The organism is Streptomyces sp. NPDC005281, assembly GCF_040607495.1.
Classification (GTDB): Bacteria; Actinomycetota; Actinomycetes; order Streptomycetales; family Streptomycetaceae; genus Streptomyces.
Genome location: NZ_JBEXGX010000026.1, coordinates 45,950 through 71,121, shown reverse-complemented (window position 1 = coordinate 71,121; position 25,172 = coordinate 45,950). Strand labels below are relative to the sequence as shown.

General features: G+C 71.1%; 13 protein-coding genes and 1 tRNA gene. 1 reads left to right on the top strand and 13 read right to left on the bottom strand.

Features of this window, described 5'->3' with window-relative positions; translation table 11 throughout:
* Positions 1–4 precede the first annotated feature (4 nt).
* The 3 genes from ABZV42_RS30635 to ABZV42_RS30625 all read right to left on the bottom strand — a co-directional run bounded on the left by ABZV42_RS30635 (position 5) and on the right by ABZV42_RS30625 (position 6,124).
* Complete coding sequence (locus tag ABZV42_RS30635) at positions 5–4,060, bottom strand: BTAD domain-containing putative transcriptional regulator (RefSeq protein WP_356054624.1); 4,056 nt, start codon at positions 4,058–4,060, stop codon at positions 5–7.
* Positions 4,061–4,656: 596 nt separating this feature from the next.
* A complete protein-coding gene (locus tag ABZV42_RS30630; RefSeq protein WP_355988484.1) occupies positions 4,657–5,571 on the bottom strand; it encodes a glycosyltransferase in 915 nt (304 codons plus the stop codon).
* A 127-nt stretch (positions 5,572–5,698) separates the two neighbouring features.
* Entirely contained in the window at positions 5,699–6,124 is a 426-nt protein-coding gene (locus ABZV42_RS30625) for a DUF3052 domain-containing protein (RefSeq protein ID WP_355988486.1), read from the bottom strand.
* 336 nt (positions 6,125–6,460) lie between these two features.
* Between ABZV42_RS30625 and ABZV42_RS30620 the strand changes: the two genes are divergently transcribed.
* On the top strand, positions 6,461–8,023 hold the full coding sequence (locus ABZV42_RS30620) for an APC family permease (protein WP_355988488.1): 1,563 nt from the start codon (positions 6,461–6,463) through the stop codon (positions 8,021–8,023).
* Between the two features lie 155 nt (positions 8,024–8,178).
* Here the strand turns inward: ABZV42_RS30620 and ABZV42_RS30615 are convergent.
* The 10 genes from ABZV42_RS30615 to ABZV42_RS30570 form a co-directional block, all read right to left on the bottom strand.
* Positions 8,179–8,252: transfer RNA gene (locus ABZV42_RS30615), tRNA-Thr, on the bottom strand.
* 97 nt (positions 8,253–8,349) lie between these two features.
* Complete coding sequence (locus ABZV42_RS30610) at positions 8,350–9,936, bottom strand: alpha/beta hydrolase (RefSeq protein ID WP_355986937.1); 1,587 nt, start codon at positions 9,934–9,936, stop codon at positions 8,350–8,352.
* A 193-nt stretch (positions 9,937–10,129) separates the two neighbouring features.
* Positions 10,130–11,335, bottom strand: a complete 1,206-nt coding sequence (locus ABZV42_RS30605; protein ID WP_356054622.1) for a DNA polymerase III subunit delta' — start codon at positions 11,333–11,335, stop codon at positions 10,130–10,132.
* A 275-nt stretch (positions 11,336–11,610) separates the two neighbouring features.
* Entirely contained in the window at positions 11,611–14,979 is a 3,369-nt protein-coding gene (gene tmk / locus ABZV42_RS30600; RefSeq protein WP_355986932.1) for a dTMP kinase, read from the bottom strand.
* A 238-nt stretch (positions 14,980–15,217) separates the two neighbouring features.
* Complete coding sequence (gene topA / locus ABZV42_RS30595) at positions 15,218–18,016, bottom strand: type I DNA topoisomerase (RefSeq protein WP_355986929.1); 2,799 nt, start codon at positions 18,014–18,016, stop codon at positions 15,218–15,220.
* A 248-nt stretch (positions 18,017–18,264) separates the two neighbouring features.
* Entirely contained in the window at positions 18,265–18,462 is a 198-nt protein-coding gene (locus ABZV42_RS30590) for a hypothetical protein (protein WP_355986926.1), read from the bottom strand.
* Between the two features lie 853 nt (positions 18,463–19,315).
* Positions 19,316–20,845, bottom strand: a complete 1,530-nt coding sequence (locus ABZV42_RS30585) for a class I SAM-dependent methyltransferase (protein ID WP_355986923.1) — start codon at positions 20,843–20,845, stop codon at positions 19,316–19,318.
* 261 nt (positions 20,846–21,106) lie between these two features.
* Complete coding sequence (locus tag ABZV42_RS30580) at positions 21,107–21,703, bottom strand: small secreted protein (RefSeq protein WP_355986920.1); 597 nt, start codon at positions 21,701–21,703, stop codon at positions 21,107–21,109.
* Between the two features lie 230 nt (positions 21,704–21,933).
* On the bottom strand, positions 21,934–24,342 hold the full coding sequence (locus ABZV42_RS30575) for a sodium-translocating pyrophosphatase (protein ID WP_356054619.1): 2,409 nt from the start codon (positions 24,340–24,342) through the stop codon (positions 21,934–21,936).
* Between the two features lie 328 nt (positions 24,343–24,670).
* Positions 24,671–25,099: an ATP-binding protein gene (locus tag ABZV42_RS30570; RefSeq protein ID WP_355986914.1), complete on the bottom strand. Its 429-nt coding sequence runs from the start codon at positions 25,097–25,099 to the stop codon at positions 24,671–24,673.
* Positions 25,100–25,172: the final 73 nt, after the last annotated feature.

Below are 25,172 nucleotides of genomic sequence, written 5' to 3'. Positions count from 1 at the left end.
CCGCCTACCGTGCCAGCAGCTTCCGCAGTTCGCCGGTTACCGGACTGTCCGTGTCCTCCAGGGCCTCCAAGGCGGACGCCCACTCCTGGTAGGCCGCTTCGGGCTCGCCGCGTTCCCGCAGCAGCAGGCCGGCCTGGTGACGGGCGAGGCCTCCGGTGTAGCGGTCGGCGCGACGGTCGGCGCGGCATCGCAGCAGGTCGCACTCGCGCGTGGCCCGTTCCCACTGACCGACTCCGCGCAGGGCCCGCACCAGGCCGAGCCTGGTCTGGGACTCGCCGTGCCAGTCGCCGTGACCGCCCAGGATGCGCAGGCTCTCCTCGAAGTGCGGTACGGCGGCGGCCGGTTCGCCGAGTGTGAGGTGGGCGTAGCCGATGTTGCAGTGCGCGGAGTGCCGGATGATCACATCCTGCACGGCGTCGCCTATGGCGAGACTGCGCTTGTGGTGATCGATGGCGGCCCTCGGGTCGGTGTGCTCGTACAGGTTGCCGAGGTGGCTGTAGGTGATGGCCTCCATGTGCGGGTCGCCCAACTCCCGCGAGAACTGGAGGCTTTGGAGCAGAGCTTCACCGGACTCGGCATGGCGGCCGAGGGATTCGAGGAGCATGCCCCGGTTGTTCAGTGCTCGCCGCTGGCAGGAGCGCACTCCGAGGCGGCGCCAGATCGCGAGCGCGTCGTCGTTCAGGGTGAGGGCCTCGCCCACCCGGCCCGTCATGAAGTGCAGGCCTCCGAGGTCGCCGAGCGCGTACGCCTCGGCCGCCTCGTCTCCGAGCAGTCGCGCCGCCGTGAGCGCCGCCCGCTGGAGGACCTCCAACTCGGCCACGCGGCCGCTGCGTTGGACGTACGGGTTGAGGAGGCGGGCCAGCAGGGGAAAGTACGGCGAGACGTGCGCGTACCGCTCCGCCAGCGCCACCACGTTCGCCAGCTCCGTGTCGCCCCAGGCGAAGGCCTCCCGTGCGGAACAGAACGGCGGGGTGGCCGCCACGTCCGCCGCGTGCCCGGCCGGCTGTGAGTCGGTCGGCCTACTGCGGTCCTCCCGGTCGAGACCGGGTTCGAGGATGGCCTCCAGGGAGCGGGCGGCCACACCGGCGTACCAGCGCAGGGCGCGCTCGGTGACCACCGCGTCATGGCCGAGGGACATGGCACCGCCCTGCCCGCCGGGGAGGGCCTGACCGTCACCACCGGGGACGGAGACGCCCTGACCTTGGGGAAGGCTCCCGGTGGCCGCGACGTCCGCAGCGGCGTCCAGGGCCGCCGCCGCGAGGACGCACTCCGCCGCGCCCGCGATCTCACGGGCGAAATCCCGCACGAGATCGTGCGGTGCGTACCGCCCGTACGCCGTCTCCTCCAGGAGGGCGACATCGACGAGGCGGTCGAGCGCGGCCTCGGCACGACGTTCGTCGGTGCCGGTGAGCCGGGCCACCAGGGCGGCTCCGTAGGCGGGGAGGTCGAGCGCGCCGATACGGCACAGCGCGAGCGCCGCGTCCCGGTCGGCCTCTCGGTCGGAGGCGCGCAACGCGTCGTGCGCGACGGCGAGCGAACGGCGCACGCTCAGGTCGTCGTACTCCAGATGGTGCAATCGCCCTTCGGTGGCAGCCAGTTGACCGGCGAGAACATCCGGGGTCAGGGCGCGGCGGGCCGCGAGCCTGGCCGCGACGACCCGGAGGGCGAGCGGCAGCCGGCCGGTGAGTTCGACGAGGGGGTGGCCCCGGTCGAGTCCGTCCCGGCGGCCGGAGACCGCGCGGAGCAGGGTCGCGCTGTCCTCGTCCGTCAGCGGCGCGAGCGGGAAACGGTCGGCGCCGTCCAGGGCGGTGAGCGGCGAGCGGCTCGTCACGATCACCGCGCAGCCCGGGCCGGCCGGCAGCAGTGGCCGCACCTGGGCGGCGTGCGCCGCGTCGTCCAGCACCATGAGGGTGCGGGTCGGCGCGAGCATCGACCGGAGCAACGCCGCTGCCGCGTCGGGGTGTTCGGGGATGCGCCGGGGTTCCGTGCCCAGGTCGCGCAGGAGCGCGGCAAGCGCCTGACCGGCGGTGAGCGGGGTCATGCCGGGGGTGGCACCGTGCAGGTTGACGTACAACTGACCGTCGGTGAATCGTTCCCGCAGTCCGTGTGCGACGTGCAGCGCGAGCGCGCTCTTGCCGACGCCGGCCATCCCGCTGATCACCGCGACCCGGGGCATGCCGGTGGCGGGCCCGCCATTGAGGGGCCGATCGTACGTATCGCTCCGCGCGCCGCCGGTCACCCCGCCGGCGGTCACGCCACCGGCGATTCCGCCTCCGGTCGCTCCGGCGGCCGTCCGGTCGGGCGCGCCGGAGATCGTCCCGTCGCCGTCACCGTCACCGGGTTCTCCGGCGGACGCACGGGCGGATGCACCGGCGGACGCGTCTGCGGATGCTCTGCCGTGAGGCCCGCCGTCCGGGCGTGCCGGGTCCTCCGGGTTCTCCGGGTTCTCCGGGTGAGTGCGACCTGCGGAGTGTTCCGGATCCAGGATCGCTAGCAGCCGGTCGCGCGCGTCCTCGCGGCCGGTGAAGTGCGCCGGGGGCGGCGGGAGTTGGGCAGGCCGGGGCGGCAAGGTGACATCCCGTTCGACCCGTGCGGAACCGGCCGCGGACTCCACCGCCCCCCGGTCCCCGTCCGAACCGCCGTCACCGACTCGACCACGGTCCTCGTCCCGGCCGCCGGTCCAGCCCCGATCGGCGCTCCCGTCCCGGCCGCCGTTCCCGTCTCGATCGACGTTCCCGTCGTGACCGCCGCCCCCGTCTCGACCACGGTCCTCGTCCGGGCTACCGTTCCCGTAGCGACCGCCGTTCCCGTAGCGGGAGCCATTCCCGTCGTGGCCGACATCGCCGCCCCGACGTCCGTTCCCGTCCTGGCGGACACTGCCGTCCCGGCGGCCGTTCCCGTCCTGGCGAACACTGCCGTCCCGGCGGCCATCGCCGTAGCCACCGTTCCCGTCCCGGCCACGGTCCTCGTCCCGACCCCCGTTCCAGCCGTTGGCTCCGGTGCCGTCCCCGCCTCTCGCCCCAGCTCCATCCCTGCCCTCGACCCTGCCCTCAGCCCTGGTCCTGCCGCCGTCGCTGCCCCCGTCGCCCTCGCTGCTCCAGGCCCTGGCCTGCCTGCGCCGGTCGCCGCCCTTCCTGCGGTCCACTTCCCCGCCCGGGATCCTGTCCGTGCCACCGCCGCCGCTCCAACCCCTGTCCGGGTCTCCGCCACCGGCCCCGGGGGCGCTCATGCCCATGGTCCGGTCCCCGGCGCCGGCCCCGCGCGGGGGCACCTCTCCGGCACGCGCGTCACCCGGGTGACGGTCGTTGTCCCGCAGGATCTCCAGGTGGGCCCTGCGCACGGCCGGGCCCGGCTCGATGCCGAGTTCGTCGAGCAGGCGGGCCCGCAGATCGCGGTGGACGGCGAGGGCCTCCGCCTGGCGTCCGGCACGGTGCAGCACAAGCATCAGGAGCCGGTGGAACGACTCGCGGAGCGGATGCTCGGCCGTGCGGGCGGCCAGCTCCGGCGCCAGCCGGTCCAGCCGGGAGACGGTCGGGTCGAGGCACAGCTCCGCCTCGTACCCCCACTCCAGGACGAGCAGCCGGGCCTCCTCCAGACGCTGGACGAAGGCGTGTCCGCCGGTCTCGGGCGGCAGGCCGCCGAGCGGGGTGCCACGCCACAGCGCGAGCGCGGCGGTGGACTCTCGCAGCGCCCCCTCCCAGTCCCGCTCCGCGTGCGCGTCCCGCGCGAGGGCGGCGTGCCGCTCGAAGACGCGGACGTCCAACTCGCCCTCGCCGACCCGCAGGACGTACCCCGGTGCCACCGCGCGCAGTCGTTCCGGATCGTCGAGGAGACGGCGCAGCCGGGTCACATGGTTCTGGAGGGACGCCTGGGCGGAGGCGGGCGGCGCCCCGCCCCACAGCGCGTCCTTGAGCACGTCGACGGAGACGACCCGGCCCGGTTCGAGGAGCAGCGCCGCCAGCAGGGCACGCGTCTTGCGGCTGCCGATCGAGCCGACCTCGCCATGGGCGTCGTACAGGACCGGCGGCCCCAGCAGCCCGAACCGCAGCCCGTTCCGCATCACGCCGCCCCACTGCCTTTCCGCCCGGCCGCGCCTGCCGCGCACCACGGCGGTTTCGCGCCCTCTCAGGACGAGTTCACGCCGGTCAAGTGATCGTTCCCGAAGGAACCGTTGGCCTCATGTTAGCGATCCGTTGGCGTGGCCTGATGTGATCATTCCATCGGATCTGGCCCGACGGTGCGCGCGTACTACGCGTAACTCGGGGGAGTGTCGCCGCCGCGGCCGGATCCGGGGACGTTAGAGGCCCCGGTCGTTGAGGTGATCGACCGGGGCCTCCGTCCGTTCCAGAACCTCCGCGCGGAACCCACGGCCGGAATCCCCGCGCGGAACGCACGCGCGAAATCTCCGCACAGACCCCTCGGACGGGATTCCCGTGGCTGAATCCCGCAGGGGGTCGGCCTACAAGACCGGTGCACGAAAACGGCAGACAGGGTTCCGACGGCATGTACGAAACCAGCCGGCACGGTTGTTCAGCGGGTCGGCCGACCCGACCGAACCGGTGCACAGACCCGGCCGGCCGACTTCGGACGACCGGCGGGCAGCCGGGTTCAGACGACCGGCGCGCAACCGGTTCAGATGGCTGGCGCGTGCCCGGATCAGATGACCGGCGGGCGGCCGAGACGGGTGAGCCGCCAGACCGTGCTCCATCGCATCGGGCGCCGCTCCCCGCCGGACCGCCGCAGCCCTTCCGCGAATCCGCCGAACCAGGCCCGCAGGCCGCCGACCGACCGCGTCCGCAGCAGCGTGAGCACGATCCAGATCCCCAGGTGCACGGGGATGAGCGCCAGGGGCAGCCGGCGGCGGGTGAGCCAGACCCGGTTGCGAGCGGTCACCCGGTAGTAGATGGCGTGCCGGGCGGGCGAGGTCTTGGGGTGCTGGAGGAGCAGTTCGGGCTCGTACAGCACGGTCCAGCCCGCGTCGATGGCCCGCCAGGCGAGGTCGGTCTCCTCGTGCGCGAAGAAGAACTCGGCGGGCCAGTCCCCTGTCTCGGCGAGCATCGGCATGGACAGCGCATGGCCGCCCCCGAGGAAGCCGGTGACCGGTCCCCCGCGCATCGGGTCCTTGGCCCCGACCCTCGGCACGTGGCGGCGCTGCGTCTCGCCGTTCTCGTCGGCGATGCGGAAGCCGACGATGCCGAGGCGCGGCCGGGCGGCGTACAGATCGCGCACCTTGCGCAGCACATCGCCGTCGACGAGGAGCCCGTCGTCGTCGAGTTCGACGACGACGTCCACGTCTCCGAACTCACGCAGCCGGCTCAGGCCGACATTCCGGCCACCGGGGCAGCCGAGGTTGTCGTCCACCTCGATGGTGGTCACCTCGCCCGGCAGGCCGAGGCGTTCGGCGAACTCGGGCAGCGGGCAGCCGTTGCCGATGATCACGATCCGGGCCGGCGCCACGTCCTGCTTGGCCACGGAGGTGAGCAGTGCGTCGACCTCGACGGGCCGGTTGCCCATGGTCACCACGGCAACGGCGATCCGCGGCCCCTCCTCCGCCTGTGACACGACACCCACCCCATCCCGGCCGACAACTGTGCCGCGATGCTAGTCGTTCACCGGGACGACCCCTCAAGTACTCCCTCGGGTACACGTATACGTCAGCCGTACGTACGTCCTGATCTACGGTCATACGTCCGTGTGGTCAGGAGCTCCGGTTCTCCTTGCGGCGGACGAATTTCAGCCCCGACCAGTCCTCCCCCAGCGCCGCCACCTTCACGTCGACGACACCGAGGGGCAGGAGCAGGTCCCGCAGATCGTTCTCCGTGATGTCGCTGCGGTGCCCGGCCGCGCGGCGGGGCCAGGCGATCCAGAGCATGCCCGCGTCGGACAGTTCCGCCGCCAGTCCCGCCGCCCGCGCGGCCAGTTCCGCGCGCTCCCGGAAGAAGGCGACGGTGACGTCGGCCCCTTCCGGGCCGCTCTCCCCGACCTCGCAGCCGTCAGGCAGCCCGGGAATCTCCCAGTCCCGCGGCCCATGGACCAGCCGCACCCGGTGCCCTGCCTTGATGCCGATCTTCCGGGCCAGAGGGGTCCCGGAGTACCCGCCGCCCGCCGCGCTGGATCCCGTCATCCCCGCAGGATGACACCGCCCGGCCCGGCCGGCACGGGCAGGCACGCCCGGGCCCATGGTCCCCGGCCGCGGGCGGCACGGGCAGGCAACCCCAGGCGCCCACGGTCCCCGGCCGCAGGCGGCACGGCCGGCCGGTTCCGAGCCCGCCCGCGAGGCCGTGAGGGCCGCCCGGGGCGCGGCTCGACTACCGGTTGTCGGCGAGCGGGTTCATGCTGGTGGGAGCGGCCCGGCCCCCGGGGCGTCCCATGCGACTCACGGGATGCCCAGGCTCCCGGGCCGGGGACAGCGTGCGCCCGGTCGACCCCCGGCGGGCGCCACCAGGTTCCGGAGGGCGCCATGAGCTCACGATCCGTCCCGCCGCCCGCGCCACTGCCTCCGCTGGGCCCCGGGGCCACGGACAAGGGCCTCAAGGGCGGAGCCCTGGGCCTGTTCTCCAGCACGGTGATCGGCCTGGCCTCCACCGCCCCCGCCTACAGCCTCGCGGCGACCCTCGGCGTCATCGTCGGCATCGTGGGCTTCCAGTCGCCGATCGTGGTCGTCCTCGCCTTCGTCCCGATGTTCCTGATCGCCTACGGCTACAAGGAGCTGAACCGGGCCGACCCCGACTGCGGCACCACGTTCACCTGGGCGGCAAGGGCCTTCGGCCCCCGTACCGGCTGGCTGGGCGGCTGGGGCATCGTCGCGGCCGACATCATCGTGATGGCCAACCTGGCCCAGATCGCCGGTGCGTACGGCTTCCAGCTCATCGGCGCGGACGGGCTGGCGCAGAACACGTTCTGGGTCACCTTCGTCGGCGTCCTGTGGATCGCCGTCATGACCCTGATCTGCTACATCGGCATCGAGCTCTCGGCCAACCTCCAGAAGGCGCTGCTCACCATCGAGATCGTGGTGCTGTTCCTGCTGGCGATCACCGCGCTGGTGAAGGTGTACGGCGGTACGGCGCCGAACGTCTCCTCGGAGATCTCGTGGTCGTGGTTCAACCCCTTCCAGATCAACTCGTTCGACGACCTGACCAAGAGCATCCTCGCCGGAGTGTTCATCTACTGGGGCTGGGACACCGCGGTGTCCGTGAACGAGGAGACCGTCGACCGCGACCGCACACCTGGCCGCGCGGCCGTCATCTCGACCGTCATCCTGCTGCTCGTCTACGTCCTGGTGACCACGTCCGCGCAGGCCTTCGCGGGAGTCGGCGACAAGGGCATCGGCCTGGCCAACCCGGACAACTCCGGAGACGTCCTCTCCAGCCTCGGCGCCGAGGTCTTCGGTACCGGCGGCTGGGGCACGGTCGCGACCAAACTGCTGATCGTCATGGTGCTCACCTCGGCGGCGGCCTCCACCCAGACGACGATCCTCCCCACGGCCCGCACGACCCTGTCCATGGCTGCGTTCAAGGCCATCCCGCAGCGCTTCGCCCGCATCCACCCCCGGTTCCTGACCCCGACCTGGTCCACCGTGGGCATGGGCCTGGCCTCGATCGTCTTCTACGTCATCCTGACCAGGGTGAGCGAGAACGTCCTGGCCGACTCGATCGGCTCGGTCGGCCTGATGATCGCCTTCTACTACGGACTCACGGGCTTCGCCTGCGTCTGGTACTACCGCAAGGTCCTCACCCGCAGCCCGCGCGACCTGTGGACGCGCGGGATCATGCCGGGCCTGGGCGGCTTGATGCTCCTCTACTTCTTCATCAACGCCTGCATCGTGTACGCCGCCGCCGACTACGGCAGCACCTCGTGGACCCTGCCGTTCCCGCCGCACTGGCAGCTCGGCGGCGTCTTCGTCACCGGCATCGGCGCCCTGATCCTCGGAGCCGTCCTGATGCTCGTGTACAGCGCGATCCGCCCGGCCTTCTTCCACAAGGAGACGATCCCGGTCTCGTCCCACGACCGAAGCGGCCACTGAACCGCACATCGGGCTTCCGGCCAGGACCAGGACCGCGGTTGGGGCCCGTAACCGGGACCGGGGACCGCAGCGCGGCCCGCGCACGGCGCCGTCGGCGTATCCGGAAAAAAGCAAAAGCCCCAGGTCACGGCGAGTGAGTCCTGAGGCTTCGGCAGAGCCGCCTTCGGGATTCGAACCCGAGACCTACGCATTACGAGTGCGTTGCTCTGGCCATCTGAGCTAAGGCGGCGCGCTGTCCACACCTATGGTGCGATCAGCAACGTCGGTAAGTCTACACAGTTTCCGAGGGTGCTCCGCACACGCCTCGGGGCGTGTGCGGAGCAGGGCTATGAGCAGCGTTTTCCCTTCTCGGGAGGGGTGCCCTGGACCAGGTAGCGGTTGATCGTGGAGTCGATGCAGGTGCTCCCGCGCCCGTAGGCGGTGTGGCCGTCGCCGACGTAGGTCAGGAGGGTGCCGGAGGAGAGCTGGGAGGCGAGGGACTGCGCCCAGGGGTACGGGGTCGCCGGGTCCCGCGTCGTACCGACGACGAGGATCGGCGCCGCGCCCTTCGCCTCGATGCGGTGCGGCTCGCCGGTGTTCCCGACAGGCCAGTACGCGCAGTTGAGCGAGGCCCAGGCCAGGCCCTCGCCGAAGACGGGTGACGCCTTCTCGAAGGCCGGGAGCGACTGCTGCACCTGGCCAGGGCCGGAGAAGGCGGGAGGCAGGTCGAGGCAGTTCACGGCGGCGTTGGCGGACATCAGGTTCGCGTACTGGCCGTCGGCGTCCCGCTCGTAGTAGCTGTCGGAGAGGGCGAGCAGACCCGCGCCGTCGTTCTTCTTCATCGCGGAGGTGAGCGCGTCACGCAGCTGCGGCCAGGCCGTCTCGTCGTACATCGCCGCGATCACCCCGGTCGTCGCGAGCGCCTCTCCGAGCTTGCGGCCGTCCGGATCGCCTGTCGGGATCGGCTCCTTGTCCAGCTGCTGGAAGAACGCCTTCAGGTTCCTGCCCACCTGATCCGGGCTCGTGCCCGCGTCGCCGAGCGGGCAGTCGCTGTGCCGCACACAGTCCTTCGCGAAGGACTGGAACGCCGTCTCGAACCCCGCCGTCTGCTCCTCGTTGAGCTTGCGCGCGTTCAGGGACGGGTCCAGTGCACCGTCCAGCACCAGCCGGCCCACCTTGTCGGGGTAGAGGCCCGCGTACGTCGCGCCCAGGAACGTCCCGTACGACGCCCCCACATACGTCAGCTTCCGGTCGCCCAGCACGGCCCGCAGGATGTCCATGTCACGGGCCGCCTCGACCGTGGAGACGTGCCGGAGCAGATCGGGCGAGTGCGCGCCGCAGCCCTCGGCGAACTTCTTGTACGCCTCGACGAGCTGATCCGTCTCCCGGCCGTCGTCCGGCGTGGTGTCCGTCTGCGTGAACGCGTCCATCGCGCGGCCGTTGAGGCATTCGACCGGTTCGCTGCGGGCCACCCCCCGCGGGTCGACCGCGACCATGTCGTAACGTGCGCGAACCTCCGCCGGATAGCCGATTCCGGCGTACTGCTGGAGGTAGCCGACCGCCGAACCGCCCGGCCCTCCCGGATTGACCAGCAGCGACCCGAGCCGCTTGCCCGGCCCCGTGGCCTTCTTGCGCGAAACCGCCAGCCTGACATCGCCCGAGCCGGGCTTTCCGTAGTCGAGCGGTGCCTTCATCGTGGCGCACTCGAAGCCGGGCACACCGCAGCTGCGCCAGTTCAGCTTCTGCTCGTAGTACGGCGCCAGCGCCGACGGTGTGGCGCGCGGCAGCGCGGTGAGCACCGCCTCGGTCGTCGCGGCCGTCGTCGTGGAACTCCCCGAGGAAGAGCAGGCGGAGACGAGCAGCGCCGCGGCGGCCAGCAGCGCGCCGCTCGCACGGAGGGGTCGGATCGGCCGTGTGGTGCGCCTCAGGTGCATCTCGCGAGCCTAACCTTGTGCGATCGATCGATCACCTTCAGTCGCGGAAGCGGCTCGTACGAGTGACCCGGTCAACCTGTGATCGGACGGGTCGGCCGCAGCCGGGCAGAACCCGCCGCCGACCGGGGCGCCCCCGGCAGGACGGGCCCCGCCGCCGTACGGGTCGCCCCCGACGGAGGCGGGCACGCGGGGATCAGCCCGCGCGGAGCGCCATCGTCATCGCCTCCACCGCCAGCAGCGGAGCGACGTTGCGGTCGAGAGCCTCGCGGCACGCGGCGATCGCGTCGATACGGCGCAGGGTCGACTCCGGCGAACTGCCGCGGGCCAGCCGCTCCAGCGCGTCCCCCGCCTCCGCGTTGGCGATGGCCAGTCGGGAGCCGAGCTGAAGGGCGAGTACATCGCGGTAGAAGCCGGTGAGGTCGATCAGGGCCAGATCCAGGCTGTCGCGCTGCGTACGCGTTCTTCGGCGCTTCTGCCGGTCCTCCAGCTCCTTCATGACGCCCGCCGTGCCCCGGGGCATCCGGCCGCCCTGAACCGCACCGAGCGCCACCTTCAGGTCCTCGGTCTCCTTGACGTCCACTTCCTCGGCGAGCTGTTTCGCGTCCTCCGCCGCCGTGTCGATCAGCTCCTGGGCCGCCTTGAGGCAGCCGCCGATGTCGTCGACGCGCAGCGGGAGCTTGAGGACGGCGGCCCGGCGCTGACGGGCGCTCGGGTCCGTCGCGAGGCGGCGGGCCCGCCCGATGTGGCCCTGCGTCGCGCGAGCGGCGGCCGCGGCGACGTCGGGCTCGATACCGTCACGGCGGACGAGGACGTCGGCGACGGCTTCCACCGGCGGGGTGCGCAGGGTGAGCAGCCGGCAGCGGGAGCGGATGGTGGGCAGCACGTCCTCGATGGACGGCGCGCACAGGAGCCAGACCGTACGGGGAGCGGGCTCCTCGACGGCCTTGAGCAGGACGTTGCCCGCGCCTTCCGTGAGACGGTCCGCGTCCTCCAGGACGATGACCTGCCAACGGCCGCCGGCGGGGGACAGCTGGGCGCGCCGGACCAGGTCGCGGGTCTCCTTGACGCCGATGGAGAGCAGGTCGGTACGGACGATCTGCACATCGGCGTGGGTGCCGACCAGGCTCGTATGACAGCCGTCGCAGAATCCGCAGCCGGGGATTCCGCCGAGCGCGCGGTCCGGGCTCACGCACTGCAACGCGGCGGCGAACGCTCGCGCCGCCGTGGAGCGGCCCGAGCCGGGCGGGCCCGTGAACAGCCAGGCGTGGGTCATCTTGGACGCCTCGGGGTGCGGGGCTTTCGCGGCGACCGCCGTGACGAGGGCGTCCGCGTCCCGGGCAGCGGCGGCGAGCTGCGCGTTCACCTTCTCCTGCCCCACCACGTCGTCCCACACAGGCATGGGCTCCGCCCTTCCGTCGCATTTTGTCTCGCGTCGTCCATTGTGCGGGTCGCCACTGACAACCGGGGTCCACCCGCCCGTCCACGGGATGTGCCCCGGGCCTGTCGGGCCGGGCGGGGCCGGGCGGGGCCGGGCGGCCAAGTCCGCACCCGCCAACCGCCAACCGCGGACCAGGGGCCGCCGGACATCCACCCACCCGCCCACTCGCGGACGGCCCCTGCCCAGCCGTCAGCCGGAGCCGGGGCGGCCCACTCCCGCCCCGGCCGTCGGCCCTACTAGCGTCGCCGTCCGCCGCGGCCCCGGCCGGGCCCCTCGTCCCAATCGTCCTCGTCGTCGCGCGGGCCCAGCAGTTCGTCCGCCAGGGTCGGGAGGTCGTCGAGCGGTGTCTCCTCGGCCCAGTCGGGGCGGGGCCTGCGGCGCGGGGCGCCCGTCTCGTCCACCTGCGGCAGTTCCCTCGTACGGTCGGAAGGTCCCTCGGGTCCCGCCGCCGGGCGTTCGTCACGGAAGAGGCCCCGGGGCATCCGGTCGGCGGAGCCGCCGGACGACCCGTCGGTCCTGCCGGCCGCGCCCCTGCCCCGTACCGGAGGGAGGACGGCCGTCTCGTCGGCCGCGCCCGGGGAGACGGGCGGCAGCACCGCCGTCTCGTCCGCCGCCCCGTCCGGAACCGGCGGCTTCGGCAGCGTGGCCGTGTCCTCCACGTCGGAGCGGGACGTCGGGCGGCCCTCACCCGGGCGTACGGCCGGAAGCACGGCGGTCTCGTCGGCCGCCGCCGGGTCGGTGAAGACCGGCGTGGGCAGTGTCGTCTCGTTGTCCGGCTCCGAAGCCACCCCGGCCCAAGAAGGCTTGGCGGCGGAAGCGCGGGTGGAGGCGGAACGGGAAGGGGACGAAGAAGGCGACGGAGACGGAGCTGCCGAGGCCGTGGCGGCCTCATCGGCGTCGCGTTCCCGGGCAACGGGCTCGGAACCCTTCGGGGCGTCGGCCCTCGGAGCCGTCCCGGTCCTCGGAGCCTTCCCGGCGCTCGACACCGCGGCCTCGGCCGAAGCCGCCGCGGCCGCCGACGCGGCGGCGGCCTCCGCGGCGATGCGCCGGGCCTCCTCGGCCCGCACCAACGCCTCCTCGGCCTTCCGCTGCTTCTCCAGTCGGCGTGCCTCGGCCTCGGCGCGCAGCCGCGCCTCCTCCTCGGCCTGCCTGCGCGCCCGCTCCTGCTCCGCGGCGCGGAGCTGTTCCTCGGCGAGCAGCCGGACCCGCTCCTCCTCGGCACGGCGGCGGGCCTCCTCGGCGCGCTGCCTGGCCTCCTCCGCCTGGCGCTCGGCCTCGCGCCGCTGGGCCTCTTCCAGCTCGCGCTGCTTGCGCTCCTCTTCCTCGGCGCGCAGTTTCGCGAGCTGTGCCTGGCGCTCGCGCTCCAGGCGCTCCTCCTCCGCCTTGCGGGCGGCCTCCTCCTCGGCCTTGCGCCGTGCTTCCTCCTCGGCCGCCCTGCGCGCCTCCTCCTGGGCCTTCACCTCGGCCTCGGAGAGGGGCAGCATCACGTCGAGCCGGTGCCGTACGACCGTGGTGACGGCCTCGGGCTCCTGCGCGGCGTCGACCACCAGGTAGCGGCTCGGGTCGGCGGCGGCGAGCGTCAGGAAACCGGACCGCACGCGCGCGTGGAACTCGAGCGGCTCCGACTCCAGCCGGTCGGGCGCCTCGGTGAACCGTTCGCGGGCCGCCTCCGGCGACACGTCCAGCAGAACGGTCAGATGCGGTACGAGCCCGTTCGTCGCCCACCGGTTGATACGGGCGATCTCCGTGGGCGACAGGTCGCGGCCGGCGCCCTGGTAGGCCACGGACGAGTCGATGTAGCGGTCGGAGATGACGATGGCGCCCCGCTCCAGCGCGGGACGTACGACCGTGTCGACGTGCTCCGCGCGGTCCGCGGCGTACAGCAGGGCCTCGGCGCGGTGCGAGAGGCCCGTGGACGACACGTCGAGGAGGATCGAGCGCAGCCGCTTGCCGACCGGCGTGGCTCCCGGCTCACGGGTCACCACGACCTCGTGGCCCTTGGCGCGGATCCAGTCGGCGAGGGCCTGCGCCTGGGTGGACTTGCCGGCCCCGTCGCCACCCTCCAGGGCGATGAAGAAACCGCTCGTCGCGGACTCCTGCGCCGGGTCGTCACCGCCGCGCAGCGCGTCCAGCAGGTCCTTGCGCAGCGGCACGCCGGAACGGTCGTCGACCTTGGCGAGCACCAGGGCGGCGACGGGCAGCAGGAGCGCGCCGACCAGCATCAGGGTGAAGGCGGCGCCGCCGTGCGCGAACACGAACTTGCCGCTCTCCAGCCGATGCGGGCCGATCGCCGCGGCCACCAGCGGCGCCACGATCGCGCCGACCGCCACGAAGACCCGTACGACCGCGTGGAGGTGTTCGGTGGTGCGGGCCCGCCGGTAGTCCTCGGTCTCCTGGTCGAGCAGCGCGTGCCCGGTGTTGGCGGCGACACCCGCGCCGACACCGGCGAAGGCCAGGATCAGCAGCACGGTGGTGACGTCCGGGACGAGTCCCGCGGCCAGCAGCGTGAGCCCGGTGAAGGCGATCGCGAGCGCGAGCAGCCTGCGCCGTGACAGTGACGGGAGCAGCGAGGGGGCGGTGCGGATGCCGGCGACGACGCCGCCGGTCAGGGCCAGCACGAGCAGTCCGTACAGCACCGGGCCGCCGCCGAGGTCGATGGCGTCCAGCACGGAGACGGCGACGGCGGCGGAGATCGCCCCGGCGACGGCCGCGCAGGCCGGCACCAGGAGCGGGATCGCGCCGGTGCGGCCCTTGTCGCCGCCGGTGCCCGTCTTCGGGCGGCGCAGTCCTTCGAGCGGCGACCGCGCGCGTGGGGTGCGGGTGTCGGGCAGTTCGAGGAAGGTGACCACCGAAAGGGAGGCCGCGAACAGTCCGGCGGCCACGTACGAGGCGAGCGCCGCCTGGTGCAGGTGGAACCAGTCGATCCCGGCGCCCAGCATGTTGCTGACGAGGGAGACGACGACCAGGGTCAGGGCCGCGAGCGGCAGCGCCACGAACGCGGTACGCAGGGACAGCCGCCGCAGCGCGTCCATGTGGTCCGGCAGCGGGCGCACGGTGGCGCCCTCCGGCGGCGGGACGGGCAGCAGCGCGGGCGCCGCGCTCTCCCGGCAGACCGTCCAGAACCGCTCGGCGACCCCGGACACGAACACGATGACCAGGAGCACGGCGAGCGCGTTGTCCGGGGTCCAGTCGATGAACAGCGGCGCGACGATGAGGAGCGCGGCCCGCAGGCCGTCGGCTCCGAGCATGGTCCAGCGCCGGTCGAGGGGCCCGTCGGAGGAGGTGAGCGCCGTCAGCGGCCCGAGGAGCACGGCTCCGAAGAGCAGGGTCGCAAGGACACGCGCTCCGAAGACGGCCGCCACGGCGAGGGCGGCACCACGGGCGCCGCCGCCGAAGGAGCCCTCGAAGATCGCCGCCTGGAGGGCGAGGACGACCAGGACAAGCAGGGACAGTGTGTCCGCGACACCTCCCACGAGGTGTGCGCTCCACAACCGCTTCAGCTGCGGTTGCCGCAGCAGGGCGCGGACGGCACGCTCGCGCGAATCCGCGACCAGGGCTTCGTCGGGGGCCCAGTTGTGGGCCGTTGGCTGCTCGGCTCGCGTCATCCTGCCAGCCTATCCGGACCCACTGACTCCCCGAAGGGGTGCCCGAACAAACGGACGCCCCCACACCAACTGGTGTAGGGGCTTCCGCTCTCTGATATGCGTCCCGTTCCGGTGGAAGCCACCGGAATCGCGGAATTTTCGGAAGGCTGTGAGGGTCGGGAGCCCACCGGATCCGGCCTTGTACGGGCCCTCTACGGCGCCCTTTACGACCTTGTGCAGCCTTGCCCGACCAGGTGGCTCAGTCTTCGGAGGTCGCCGTCTTCTTCGCTGCGGTCTTCTTGGCCGGCGCCTTCTTGGCCGCCGTCTTCGAAGCCGTCGTCTTCTTGGCGGCGGTCTTCTTGGCGGGTGCCTTCTTGGCCGCCGTCTTCTTCGCGGTCTTCTTGGCCGGGCCCTTGGCACGCTTCTCGGCGAGCAGTTCGTAGCCGCGCTCGGGCGTGATGTCCTCGACGCTGTCGTCGGAACGCAGGGTCGAGTTCGTCTCGCCGTCGGTCACGTACGGCCCGAAACGGCCGTCCTTGACCACGACCGGCTTCCCGCTGACCGGGTCCTCGCCCAGCTCCTTCAGCGGCGGCTTGCCGGCCGCGCGGCCCCGCTGCTTGGGCTGGGAGTAGATCTCCAGCGCCTCTTCCAGCGTGATGGTGAACAGCTGGTCCTCGGAGGTGAGCGACCTCGAGTCCGTGCCCTTCTTCAGGTACGGCCCGTAGCGCCCGTTCTGCGCGGTGATCTCGACACCCTCGGCGTCCGCGCCGACGACACGCGGCAGCGACATCAGCTGGAGGGCCTCCGCCAGGGTCACCGTGTCCACGGACATCGCCTTGAAGAGCGAGGCGGTACGCGGCTTGACGGCGTTCTTGCCCGTCTTCGGGGTGCCCTCGGGGAGCACCTCGGTGACGTACGGGCCGTAGCGGCCGTCCCTGGCGATGATCTGGTGACCCGTCTGCGGGTCGGCGCCGAGCTCGAAGTCACCGCTCGGCTTGGCGAGCAGTTCCTCGGCGAGTTCGACCGTCAGCTCGTCCGGGGCCAGGTCCTCTTGCACGTCGGCGCGCTGATGGTTCTCGGAGTCCTTCTCGCCGCGCTCGACGTACGGACCGTAACGGCCCACGCGCAGCACGATGTCGTTGCCGACAGGGAAGGAGGACACCTCGCGAGCGTCGATGGCGCCCAGGTCGGTGACGAGTTCCTTGAGGCCGCTCAGGTGGTCGCCGTCGCCGTTGCCGGCCTCGGCGGCGCCGGTCGCCTCGCCCTCACCGAAGTAGAAGCGCCGCAGCCACGGCACGGCCTGCGCCTCACCGCGCGCGATGCGGTCGAGGTCGTCCTCCATCTTGGCGGTGAAGTCGTAGTCGACGAGCCGCCCGAAGTGCTTCTCCAGAAGGTTGACCACGGCGAACGACAAGAAGGAGGGCACCAGGGCCGTCCCCTTCTTGAAGACGTAACCGCGGTCGAGGATCGTGCCGATGATCGACGCGTACGTCGACGGGCGGCCGATCTCGCGCTCTTCGAGCTCCTTGACCAGCGATGCCTCGGTGTAGCGGGCCGGCGGCTTGGTGGCGTGGCCGTCGACCGTGATCTCCTCGGCGGACAGCGGGTCGCCCTCGCCGACCTGGGGGAGGCGGCGCTCGCGGTCGTCGAGCTCGGCGTTCGGGTCGTCCGCGCCCTCGACGTACGCCTTCAGGAAGCCGTGGAAGGTGATCGTCTTGCCGGACGCGCTGAACTCGGCGTCCCGGCCGTCGGCGGACGCGCCCGCGATCTTCACGGTGACGGAGTTGCCGACCGCGTCCTTCATCTGGGAGGCGACTGTCCGCTTCCAGATCAGCTCGTACAGCCTGAACTGGTCGCCGGTCAGACCGGTCTCGGCGGGGGTGCGGAAGCGCTCACCCGAAGGGCGGATCGCCTCGTGCGCCTCCTGCGCGTTCTTGACCTTTCCGGCGTACGTACGCGGCTGCGCCGGCAGGTAGTCGGCGCCGTACAGCTGGGTGACCTGTGCGCGGGCGGCGTTGATGGCCGTGTCCGACAGCGTCGTGGAGTCCGTACGCATATAGGTGATGAAGCCGTTCTCATACAGCTTCTGCGCCACCTGCATGGTCGCCTTCGCGCCGAAGCCGAGCTTGCGCGAGGCCTCCTGCTGAAGCGTCGTCGTACGGAACGGCGCGTACGGCGAGCGGCGGTAGGGCTTGGACTCTACGGAACGGACGGCGAAGTTCGTGTCCTGGAGGGCGGCGGCGAGCGCACGGGCGTTCGTCTCGTCCAGGTGGAGCGTGTTCGCACCCTTGATCTGGCCGAGCGAGTCGAAGTCACGGCCCTGGGCGACACGCTTGCCGTCGACCGAGGTCAGACGGGCCACGAGGTTGGACGGGTCGCTCGCGTCACCGGAACGGCCGGTGCCGAAGGTGCCGGTCAGGTCCCAGTACTCGGCGGAACGGAACGCGATGCGCTCGCGCTCCCGCTCGACGACGAGCCGGGTCGCCACGGACTGTACGCGGCCCGCCGACAGTCGCGGCATGACCTTCTTCCACAGGACCGGCGAGACCTCGTAGCCGTAGAGGCGGTCGAGGATGCGGCGGGTCTCCTGGGCGTCGACCATGCGCTTGTTCAGCTCGCGCGGGTTGGCGACGGCGCTGCGGATCGCGTCCTTGGTGATCTCGTGGAAGACCATCCGGTGGACGGGAACCTTGGGCTTCAGGACCTCCAGGAGGTGCCACGCGATGGCCTCGCCCTCGCGGTCCTCATCGGTGGCGAGGAAGAGCTCGTCGGAGTCCTTCAGCAGGTCCTTGAGCTTCTTGACCTGGGCCTTCTTATCGGCGTTGACCACATAGATCGGCTGAAAGTCGTGTTCGACGTCCACACCGAGCCGACGGACCTCACCGGTGTACTTCTCCGGCACCTCGGCGGCACCGTTGGGGAGGTCGCGGATGTGCCCGACGCTCGCTTCGACGACATAGCCGGGGCCGAGATAGCCCTTGATCGTCTTCGCCTTGGCAGGCGACTCGACGATGACGAGTCGGCGGCCGCCGTGTGCGGTGTCGCTGGTCGGGGACAACTTCGCTCTTCTCTCCGGTCGACGCGGAATCTCCCCGGGGACTTGCTTCCCGGGGGATCGGGTCATGCTGACGCTGCGGAGTGTGACGGTACATCCCGCCCCCGTGTCAAACGGGAAAAGCCCGCAACGGCCACTCGAACGGTAACCCGACTACCGCCATTCCTGCCGCCCGGAGTGTCGACCTGCTCTTCGCGGCCTATCCGGAGGGTAACTTCCCAGTTACCCGGACCGCGGTCCCCCGCGCGGTCTCACACGCGCGTGAAGCACCACACGCCGAGCGCCAGCGCCCCGCTTCCGGCGACGCTCGCGAGGGTCGCCGATGCGACGCGGTTCACACCGAGGGCGACCGGCTCGCCCTGCCGCACCCGGACCACCGTCCAGGCCAGGATTCCGCCTCCGAACAGGGCGAACACCAGCCCCGCGAAGATCGCCGGCCCGCTTTCCATGGCTCTGTCCTTTCGTCCCGCATACTCAGGATCGGGACGCTGACACGCCCCGGCGGCCGACGTACGAACCCACGGTGAACGCCGGGCAACCGGCACCCCATGGGGCCCCCACGCCCCACCCGCCGCCGCAGTCCGCCCTCCCGTGCGCCACCCACCGCCGCGACCTCCCGTGCTCCCGACTGTGGCGAATCCGTCGTTCCGGTCCCCTCGGCACCGGACCACAGGCGTGCAGACGGGGACAGAACTGGCGGTGGAAGCGGTGGCGGGGCCGTGGTGGAGGTGGAAGCGGCTGTGGAGGCGGATGTACGGAGGGAGACGGATACGGAGGGAGGCGGATACGGAGGGAGGCGGATACGGACAAGAACATGGGCCATGGGGAGGGGTGCGTCCGCCGCTTCTTCGGATGTTGGCCGGTTTCCCCTCCCGGCGGGAGAACCCGATCCGGTGACCACCGGGGCGAGAACGGGAGCACCTAAAACCCACCCCGCGGCCTGAGCGGGCACCGGAGCTGCGGTGCCTTACCCATGCCTTCCGCCGCTGTCGAGGGGAGGCATGGACGGGGGAGATCGCGGAGCGCGACCGGAGGAGCGGAGGGCGTCGGCGCACGGGCCGGGACCGGAGCCATGGCCGGAGCCAGGCCCGGGAGCCGGATGCGTGCCTCCGCCCGTGCGGTCGCGAAGTGCGCGGCAACAGCGCCGGCCGCCTCAAACCCTCAGCCCTGGCCCAACCAGTCCCAGCTTGAACCCAGCCGGATCCCGGCCGAAATCCAACTCGGTCCCAGCTCGAACCCAACCCGATCCCGGCTCAATCCCGGCTCAATCCCAGAACCCGTCCCCTCCCACCGCGTCACCGGCTACTCGACCGGCTCCAGGAAGCCCTGCTCGACCAGGAGGCGGATCTGCGCGGGTGTCCGGTCTCGCAGCAACACCGGGTCCTCTCCGACCAGTTGGGCGATGGCGTCGAGGATCCGCCCCGCGCTCAGCGTGCCGTCGCACACACCGGCGAAACCCGCGCCGACCGTGTCCACCTTGGTGGCCCGGCGCATGCCCCGGTGCTGACGCAGCACCACATGCTCCGGGTCCTCGGCGCCGGGCAGGCCGACCTGCTCCTGAACGACCTCCGCCACGAGTCTGAAGTGACCGGCGAGCAGACCCGCGTCGTCGTGCCGTCTCAGGTAGTCGACCCGGTCGAAGTGCTCCCGTACGGCATCGCCGAGCGGCTGCTCGACGGAGTGCGGCCATTCCTCGACGGTGATCGAGGGCTCGGCCGCCGTCGTTCTGCGCAGTGTGATCCATCCGAAGCCGACGGCCTTCACCTTGCGGGCCTCGAACTCGTCGAGCCACGCGTCGTAGCGCGCCTGGTAGTCGGCCGGGTCGGCACGGTGGTCACCCGAGTCGCGCAGCCACAGCTCCGCGTACTGCGTGACGTCCTGCACCTCGCGCTGCACGATCCACGCGTCGCAGCCGCGCGGCACCCAGGAACGCAGCCGGTCCTGCCAGTCCTCGCCCTCCACGTGCTGCCAGTTGGCCAGGAACTGGGCGTAACCCCCTTCGTTCAGCCGGTCCCCCGCCTCCTGAACGAGCGTGCGGCACAGATCGTCCCCGCCCATTCCACCGTCCCGGTACGTCAACCGGGCGCCCGGCGAGATCACGAAGGGCGGGTTCGAGACGATCAGGTCGTACCTCTCGTCGGCGCGGACCGGCTCGAAGAGGGAGCCCTGGCGCAGGTCGACGGCCGGGGCACCGGAGAGCGCGAGGGTGAGCGCGGTGACGTGCAGGGCGCGGGGGTTCAGGTCGGTCGCCGTCACGCGCGTGGCGTGCTGCGCGACGTGCAGGGCCTGGATTCCGGAGCCGGTGCCGAGATCGAGCGCGGAATCGACGGGCTTGCGCACGGTGATGCCGGCGAGAGTCGTGGAGGCGCCTCCCACTCCGAGGACGACCCCTTCCTCCCGGCTGCCGATGCCGCCCGCACCGCCGACGGCGCACCCGAGGTCGGACACGATGAACCAGTCCTCGTCGTCGGGTCCGCCGTAGGGCCGGATGTCGACGCTCGCCGCGACCTCGTCCCCGCCCGTCCGGGTCAGCCAGCCGCTCTCCAGGGCGTCCTCGACGGGCAGCACGTCCGCCACGCGCGCGTACGGCACGGGCTGTTGCAGCAGGAACAGCCGTACGAGCGTCTCCAGCGGTGTGTCCCCGCGCGTCGCCCGGAGGGCGGGCACGATCTCGCTGCGCGCCAGAGCGGCGTACGCGGGGGCGCCGAGCAGGTCGAGGAGACCGTCCGCGGTGAAGGAGGCGTCGAGGAGGGCGCTCCGCAGCCGGGCGGCGATGTCGGCACGATCGGACGAGGGCAACGGTGACAGGCTGGTGTGACTCACGCCTCCCATTGTGTCCGCTATCGCCCACCGGCACCCACACCTGTGGACAGAGCCTCACCTGTGGACAGCCGGTGCGGCACGCGCTGCACATGCCGGAAGCCGGTCGCGTGTGCCAGCGGCACGTCCTGCACATGCCGAAAGGCGGTCTCGGGTGCCGGTGGCCCACCCTGCACACGCCGAAAGCCGGTCCTTCGTGCCGGCGGCACACCCGGCACAGGCCGAGAGCCCGGCGCGTGTGTGCCGGGCTCTCCTCAGGTCCTGCGGGCGGTCTCAGCCGTTGGCCGCCGCCGGGGACCCGGACGCCGACTTGCAGCTCGCCTGCTGCGCCATCGCCTTGCCCACGTCGCCCTCCTCCAGCTGCTTCAGGGCGTCGCTCCCGCTCTGGCTCAGTTTGCCGAGCTGGGTCGCGATGCCCTTGAGGCCCTCGGCGAACTTGGCCTGGTCCTTGGTGTCGAGCTTGGCGACCTGCGTCTTCAGGTCGGCATACGACGCGGAGATGGTGTTGAGCTCCTTGACCGCGTTCGTCTGCTTGGTCTTGCCGCCCTCGACGTCCGGCGGTCCCGCGTTGCCGACGGCGGTGCCGATCGCCTTGTACGCGTCGGACATGTCCTGGAAGGCCTGTGCATCGGTCTTCTGGACGGCGTCCGGCGTGCTGTTGTCCGAGGTCTGCTTCTGGATCGCCGCGTTCGCGTCCTCGATCTTCTGCGCCTGCGGCTTCACCGCGTCGCAGACCTGCTTGGCCCAGGAGTTCAGCTTGTCGTTGCCGCTGCCGCCGCTGCTGCCGCATCCCGACAGGGCGAGCACCAGTACCGCACCGCCGGACAGTGCGGCCGCGAGCTTCTTGTTCACCGGTTTGGTCCCTTCCATGGCTCTCGGCCCCGGAACATACACGCCATGCGGACGACACCCACATGGCGAATGTCCACTACGACATCTATTGAAGCCATTTGCACCAAGAGAGAGAAGGCTCACGAAGACGACGTGAACACACACAGGGCGGGCGCACGGCACGTCAACACGCGCCATGCGCCCGCCCGTTGGCCCACTCCCCGATCAGACCCGGAATCCCGTGCCTGATCGGGCGCGGAACCTGTGAGTTACGAAACCACCGCCGGATCGGCCGACTTGGCGACCCCTTCGTCGTCGTCCCTCTCGTCACCCATGACGATCCCGCGCCGCTTGGAGATGTACACGGAGCCGACGATCACGATGAGCGCGAGGATGGCGATGAACACCCGTACACCGACGCTCTTGTCGTTGCCGTACGAGAATTTGACGATGGCCGGAGCGATCAGCAGCGACACCAGGTTCATGACCTTCAGAAGCGGGTTGATCGCGGGGCCCGCGGTGTCCTTGAACGGGTCACCGACCGTGTCACCGATCACCGTCGCCTCGTGGGCCTCACTGCCCTTGCCGCCGTGATGGCCGTCCTCGACGAGCTTCTTGGCGTTGTCCCACGCCCCGCCGGAGTTGGCGAGGAAGACCGCCATCAGCGTGCCGGTGCCGATGGCGCCCGCGAGGAACGAACCGAGCGCGCCGACACCGAGCGTGAACCCGATCGCGATCGGCGTGAGCACCGCGAGCAGGCCCGGTGTGGCGAGTTCGCGCAGCGCGTCCTTGGTGCAGATGTCGACGACGCGCCCGTACTCGGGTTTCTCCGAGTAGTCCATGATCCCGGGGTGGTCTCTGAACTGCCGCCGCACCTCGTAGACCACGGCCCCGGCGGACCGCGCCACCGCGTTGATCGCCAGCCCCGAGAAGAGGAAGACGACCGCCGCGCCCGCGATGAGACCCACCAGGTTGTTGGGCTGCGAGATGTCCATCATCAGGTTCATCGGCGCTCCGGGGCCCGAGACCTTCTCGCCCACATCACTCGCGGCCGTGGTGATCGCGTCACGGTACGAGCCGAAGAGGGCCGAGGCCGCGAGGACGGCGGTGGCGATGGCGATGCCCTTGGTGATGGCCTTGGTGGTGTTGCCGACGGCGTCCAGGTCGGTGAGCACCTGCGCGCCCGCGCCCTCGACGTCGCCTGACATCTCGGCGATGCCTTGCGCGTTGTCGGAGACGGGACCGAAGGTGTCCATCGCGACGATGACACCGACCGTGGTGAGCAGGCCCGTTCCTGCGAGCGCCACGGCGAACAGCGCCAGCATGATCGACGTACCGCCCAGCAGGAAGGCCCCGTACACGCCGAGGCCGATCAACAGGGCGGTGTAGACGGCCGATTCGAGACCGATGGAGATGCCGGCGAGGACGACGGTGGCCGCGCCGGTGAGGGAACTCTTGCCGATGTCCCGGACGGGACGGCGGCTGGTCTCGGTGAAGTAGCCGGTCAACTGCTGGATGAGCGCGGCCAGCACGATGCCGATGCCGACGGCGACGACCGCGAGGACCCGCGGGTCACCGCCCTTGGCCTTGATCGCCGCGTCCGTGACCCCGTCCAGTTCTGCGTAGGTCCCCGGAAGGTAGATGTAGACGGCGAAGGCGACCAGGACGAGCGAGATCACCGCGGAGATGAAGAACCCACGGTTGATCGCGGACATGCCGCTGCGGTCCGAACGCCGGGGCGCCACCGCGAAGATGCCGATCATCGCGGTGAGTACGCCGATCGCGGGCACGATCAGCGGGAACGCTAGCCCGGAATCGCCGAACGCCACCTTGCCGAGGATCAGCGCGGCGACGAGCGTGACGGCGTACGACTCGAAGAGGTCGGCGGCCATACCGGCGCAGTCGCCCACGTTGTCGCCCACGTTGTCGGCGATGGTCGCGGCATTGCGCGGGTCGTCCTCCGGGATGCCCTGCTCGACCTTGCCGACCAGGTCGGCTCCGACGTCGGCGGCCTTGGTGAAGATACCGCCGCCGACACGCATGAACATGGCGATCAGTGCCGCGCCGAGACCGAAGCCTTCCAGGACTTTCGGCGCGTCGGCCGCGTACACGAGCACCACACAGGAGGCGCCCAGCAGGCCGAGCCCCACCGTGAACATGCCGACGACGCCACCGGTGCGGAAAGCGATCTTCATGGCTTTGTGCGAGACGGCGGTGAGATCCTTTTCGGGTTCACCCTCCGCCGGGGTTGCTTCCCTTGCCGCGGCGGCCACGCGGACATTGCTCCGTACGGCGAGCCACATGCCGATATAGCCGGTGGTCGCCGAGAACACCGCGCCGATCAGGAAGAAGATCGATCGTCCGGCGCGCTGGTTCCAGTCGTCCGCGGGAAGCAGCATGAGCAGGAAGAACACCACTGCGGCGAATACGCCGAGCGTGCGCATCTGACGTCCCAGATAGGCATTCGCGCCTTCCTGGATCGCCGTCGCGATCTCCTTCATGCTGTCGGTGCCCTCGCCGGCCGCGAGAACCTGGCGCACCAGGATCCCGGCGACCACGAGGGCTGCCACGGCGACGACCACGATGACCATCACGATGAGACGGTTGCCGTCCGTCAGGACCGCGGCTGCGAAGGTTGAGGGGTGGTCAAACTGATGAGGGGTAGAAAGCCCCGCCATTCGTCCTCCTTGACGCTTGGGCTGAGCTCAAGATGTGGACGGATTCTAGATACCGGAACCTGATCAAAACAGTGCGCGGTAAGCGGAATTAGCCTTCACTTGCTCTTCAGCAAATGATCGACAGGCGTCCATGGACCCAAATGCAGTAATGCCCCAGAAGCGTTGACGCTTGATCCAATTATCGCGCCGATGATCGTGAATCAATTCACGAAACGCCGTGCACGATCAACAGAGTGCATGATCACCATATGGACGAGCGCGAGTCCCCGGACACGCCGAAGGGCCCCACCGAGTAGGGCCCTTCGGGACTAAAAAAGAGAGGCTGCTGTCAGGGAAGAGCCATGGCCGGCGGCGTGGTGGGCCAGCTCATCCTGATCAGTCCGCCGTGCTCTCCGGCAATGACTTCCACGTCGTCGACGAGGCCGCTGATGACCGCGAGGCCCATCTCGTCCTCCTCGGCCTCCGCGTCCGAGACGGCGCCGGACGCCGCCCCTCCGGGCACCGAACCAGGCACCTCGTCACCGACCTCGATGGAGAACTGCTTCTCCTCCTCGATCAGCGACACGTGCACCGGCGCGGAGATACCGCCACTCTGGTGCAGTCCGACAGCACGAGTACAGGCCTCGCCGACAGCGAGCCTGACCTCGTCGAGGACGGCCTCGTCCACTCCGGCCCTGCGCGCCACCGCCGCCGCCACGAGTCGGGCGGTCCTGACGTGCTCGGGCAGCGCACTGAAGCGGAGTTCAACGGTGGCCATGCATCCCCCTCCGAACTACGGGCGTGCTGTCTGGGGGCCGGGCCGTGGGCCCGGTCCCCGATGTGTGCGATGC

Bases quoted from the DNA above. Each gene is read 5' to 3' on its own strand.
- ABZV42_RS30635 (WP_356054624.1), bottom strand. From the start codon at position 4,060: ATGCGGAACGGGCTGCGGTTCGGGCTGCTGGGGCCGCCGGTCCTGTAC.
- ABZV42_RS30625 (WP_355988486.1), bottom strand. From the start codon at position 6,124: ATGACGGGATCCAGCGCGGCGGGCGGCGGGTACTCCGGGACCCCTCTG.
- ABZV42_RS30620 (WP_355988488.1), top strand. From the start codon at position 6,461: ATGAGCTCACGATCCGTCCCGCCGCCCGCGCCACTGCCTCCGCTGGGC.
- ABZV42_RS30610 (WP_355986937.1), bottom strand. From the start codon at position 9,936: ATGCACCTGAGGCGCACCACACGGCCGATCCGACCCCTCCGTGCGAGC.
- ABZV42_RS30605 (WP_356054622.1), bottom strand. From the start codon at position 11,335: ATGCCTGTGTGGGACGACGTGGTGGGGCAGGAGAAGGTGAACGCGCAG.
- tmk (WP_355986932.1), bottom strand. From the start codon at position 14,979: ATGACGCGAGCCGAGCAGCCAACGGCCCACAACTGGGCCCCCGACGAA.
- ABZV42_RS30590 (WP_355986926.1), bottom strand. From the start codon at position 18,462: ATGGAAAGCGGGCCGGCGATCTTCGCGGGGCTGGTGTTCGCCCTGTTC.
- ABZV42_RS30585 (WP_355986923.1), bottom strand. From the start codon at position 20,845: ATGGGAGGCGTGAGTCACACCAGCCTGTCACCGTTGCCCTCGTCCGAT.
- ABZV42_RS30580 (WP_355986920.1), bottom strand. From the start codon at position 21,703: ATGGAAGGGACCAAACCGGTGAACAAGAAGCTCGCGGCCGCACTGTCC.
- ABZV42_RS30575 (WP_356054619.1), bottom strand. From the start codon at position 24,342: ATGGCGGGGCTTTCTACCCCTCATCAGTTTGACCACCCCTCAACCTTC.
- ABZV42_RS30570 (WP_355986914.1), bottom strand. From the start codon at position 25,099: ATGGCCACCGTTGAACTCCGCTTCAGTGCGCTGCCCGAGCACGTCAGG.